This window comes from Kitasatospora sp. NPDC059088 (assembly GCF_042738155.1).
Classification (GTDB): Bacteria; Actinomycetota; Actinomycetes; order Streptomycetales; family Streptomycetaceae; genus Kitasatospora.
Map to the genome: position 1 here is coordinate 1 of NZ_JBHYGR010000269.1, position 3394 is coordinate 3394.

At 67.2% G+C, this 3394-nt stretch carries 3 protein-coding genes; all 3 read right to left on the reverse strand.

Annotation, left to right across the window (positions count from 1 at the left end; all coding sequences use genetic code 11):
• Positions 1–147: 147 nt before the first annotated feature.
• Entirely contained in the window at positions 148–612 is a 465-nt protein-coding gene (locus ACFWXO_RS45120; RefSeq protein ID WP_380533019.1) for a hypothetical protein, read from the reverse strand.
• 17 nt (positions 613–629) lie between these two features.
• Complete coding sequence (locus ACFWXO_RS45125; protein ID WP_380533022.1) at positions 630–1097, reverse strand: hypothetical protein; 468 nt, start codon at positions 1095–1097, stop codon at positions 630–632.
• A partial coding sequence (locus tag ACFWXO_RS45130) for a polymorphic toxin-type HINT domain-containing protein (protein ID WP_380533025.1) occupies positions 1094–3394 on the reverse strand: 2301 nt, incomplete at its 5' end. The genes ACFWXO_RS45125 and ACFWXO_RS45130, both read right to left, overlap by 4 nt.

The following is a 3394-nucleotide window of genomic DNA, read 5'->3' on the forward strand; positions in this document are numbered from 1 at the left end:
GAGTGTCCTCCCCCCACTTCTGCCCCGAGCTCGGGGCCCCCCCCCGTCCCGGGCGCCCCGCCCCGTGAGGCGGGGGCCGCCCACCGCTGTTGTTCTCGCGAGCAGACCCGTGAACTGCGGGTCAGACGCAGGCCGGCACGAGTGCCGCTACGAACGTCGCCCGCGTCGACTACTCGACGTCTCGACCGACCAGGTCGAGCCCGGCCCCACCGTCAGGATGTCTCCGGCCGGCATCCACAGCATCCAGTGGTCAGCCGGATCATCGACGTCTCGCTGTGAGTAGATCGGGAACACATGGAGCTCGATGCCGTCGAACTCGAACACCGTCTCCAGTGCTGGAGGCCGGATGGTCACGGTCATCAGCCGACGATCTTCGAGCAGCGCTACCGCGGGGACGAGCACGGACCGCGGATCCTCCGAACCCGCGATCACGCGACCTCCGCCCTCCAACCTCCAGGCGGCCATCGAAACCCACAGGTGCCACTCACCGAAGACCGACCCGTTTCCGTAGGGCTCGACCGGGCTACCGAAGTCCATCGCCAGGTTGCTACCGAGCAGGAGTCGAACAGCCCACGCCTGCCTTCCCAGGACCGGCCGGATCAGCTCCTCCATCGCCTCCACGCCCCCGCTCACCGGACTGCCCGCCGGACGGACCACGAACTCCCGGGCCCGGCACAGAGCAGGTAGCCGGACGGAAGGTGAAGGTTCCAGTAGATCGAATCCTCGTTGTCCACGACCGAGAAAGCAGGGAAGACCCGCAGTTCGACATCCGTGAATCTGAATGTCGTGTCCAGGCTGGGCGAAAGAACCTCGGCAGCGACGAGGCGTTGACCCCCGAGGGTCGCGATCGAACTCGACAGGAAGTCCGGGGAGTCCTGCGAGGCCGCCACGATCGACTCACGACTGTCGAGACGCCACGCGACGCTGTAGATGCCGAGTCGGCAACCACGGGTCGAGACACCAGGGTCGAAATCCACGCGCAGCGATCCAGTCTGCGACAGCCGGGCTTCACGGACGCGATGCCCGACCAGGGGCACGACAGCGTTCCGCAGCTTCGCGATGTCCTGGCTTTCCTCGATCTTGGAGTACTGGCTCACGGGCAACCATCACTCCCGTCACCGAGCTCACTCCGCGCGATGTCGATGATGTCCTCCTTCGCCATGTTGCCGTTACCGTCCATGCCAGACTTCATGGTGTTGTGGATGCGCTTGGCCTCGTCCTTGTCGGTCACGCCCCCCTGCTTCATCGCCCACTTTCCAGTCCTGTTGTGACTGGTGTTGTCTCCGTGCTTGCCCTTCTCGAAGTTGGATTCGCCTTCCCAGCGGTCGTACTCGGAATACGGCTCCGGCTCATCGTCTCCGGTGTGCCACCACGGGGCGTCGCCATCGTTGTTGTGCACCAGGACCGGCGCCGCTCCGGCCAGCACATAGTACGTGTGGGTGTCGGCGATGGTGAGGTCATAGGCGACCTGTGGTGCCGTCCTGTAGTTCCTCACGGTCCGGACGATGAGTTTCCGACCATCGGCTGTCAGGACCTCGTGGCCGGGGCGGAGCTCCGAGGCGTCGGTCCAGAGATGTGCGGTCTCGTCCCAGAACGGGTGGTGCTGGGTGCTGGTGAGGTTCTCCACCTTCGCGAACGCGCTGCTGGAGTCCGCAGCCTGCAGGGTCAGGTCTGTGAACCTGCTGTCGTCAGGCGTCCGGATACTGCGGGTCACCGGCTTGGACTCGGTCTTGCCGGTCGTCGGGTCTGTGGCTCGGACCTCGTCACCGGTCTCGATGTCCTCGATCGCCTTGGTCGAACCATCCGCCATGACGACCTTGGTACCGGGCAGGAAGCTGTGCGTGGCTCCCCGGACAAGCGCCAGGGGGCACTTGGCTCCCGCCTTCTCCTCGGCCTTCTCCAGATCCTTTGCCGCGGCCACCCCCGCCTTCTCGGCCTTCTCGGCCTTTCCGGCCGCGCCCACTGCGCGTCCGCCGGGGATCAGGCCCACGAGGCCCTCGGCGGCGTCCAGGTAGTGGCCGTCCTTGATGTCCATGCCGGCGCCCACGACGGTGCCGAGGGCGTTCAGGCCCGGAATGTAGGTCGTGGCGTCGGCAGCCTCGCGGACGTTGCCCCAGAGCGTTCCGCCCCTGGTGATGAGGAAGTAGTGCGGGCTGACGATGTTCGGGTACTTCTTGGTGCCCGAATCCGAGCTCCAGTACTCCTCCGTCCAGGCGCCGTGGCCTTCCGGCTTGAACGTCTCCGTGATGATGTCCCCGTGAGCGGTCTCGCAGGTGCCGAAGCCGCCGCACACGCCCTCGGGGCGGAGACCACTCGGGTCGCTCAGGTTGGTGGGGTCGTTGGTGCTGTAGGCGTAGCCGTTCCACTGTTGGGGGTTGGCCGGGTCGATGACGGGGTCGGGGTTGAGGAAGCGGCCGGTGCCGGGCTGGTACTGGCGGGCGCCCAGGTTGGTGAAGCCGGTCGCGTCGTCCTTGAGGCCGCCGACGTAACCCTTGTCGCCGGCCCAGGCGTTGCCGCTGCCGGAGCCGCGGAGGACGCCGAAGGGGTCGGTCCACCGGCGGTTCACGTTGGTGGTCGCTGAGTCGATGGACAGGGTGCCGCTGTTGTGGTGGTCGGAGAACTGGTACGTCAGCGCGTTCGCGCCCTGGCGGACGAGGGTGACGCCGCCGGGGAGGGCGTAGTAGCGGGTGCCGGTGCTGGCCTTGGCGCCGGTGTCGTAGGTGAGCTCGTCTCCGGCGCCGAGGTTGACGGTGACCTTGCCGGGGTTGCGGCGGACCAGCTGGTTGCCGTCCGCGTCGTAGACGTAGGAGGTGGTGGCACCGCCCTGCTTGAGGGTGGCGAGCTTGCCCTCGACGTCCCAGGTCAGGTCCGCGCCGTTGGCGGCGTCCACCGCGTTCCAGGTGTGGGAGTCCCACTTCGGTGCCCAGCCGGGTGCGTACACCATGAACTTGCCGTCGTCCTGGACGACCGCGAAGTACTTGCTGTTCGGACCGACCCACGACTGCGAGGACCACAGCGGAACCCGCTGCGGGTCGTAGACCACGAAGTTGCCGTCGTCCTGCATCGTCGCCCACGCACCCGCATGACCACCGGTACCGGTCGACCACACCACCACACCGCTGCGCAGCGAGGTCAGCACCAGGTTGCCGTCGGTCTGCATGGTGAGCTGCACGCTGCTGGAGCGCACCGACTCGCCCGGGTTGAGCACGAAGCCCGCGCCCATGGTCTTGTTCGCACCCGGGTTGGCGATCTTCGTCGTGTTGCCCGCCGCGTCGTACTGGTAACTCCCCGGCGTGCTCCCGTTGTTCGGGAACGTCGACTTCACGGCCGACGGCGCGTGCGGACCACCCGCACCCGTCCCCGTGTTGCGGCTCCCCGCGGCAGGCACGTCCTG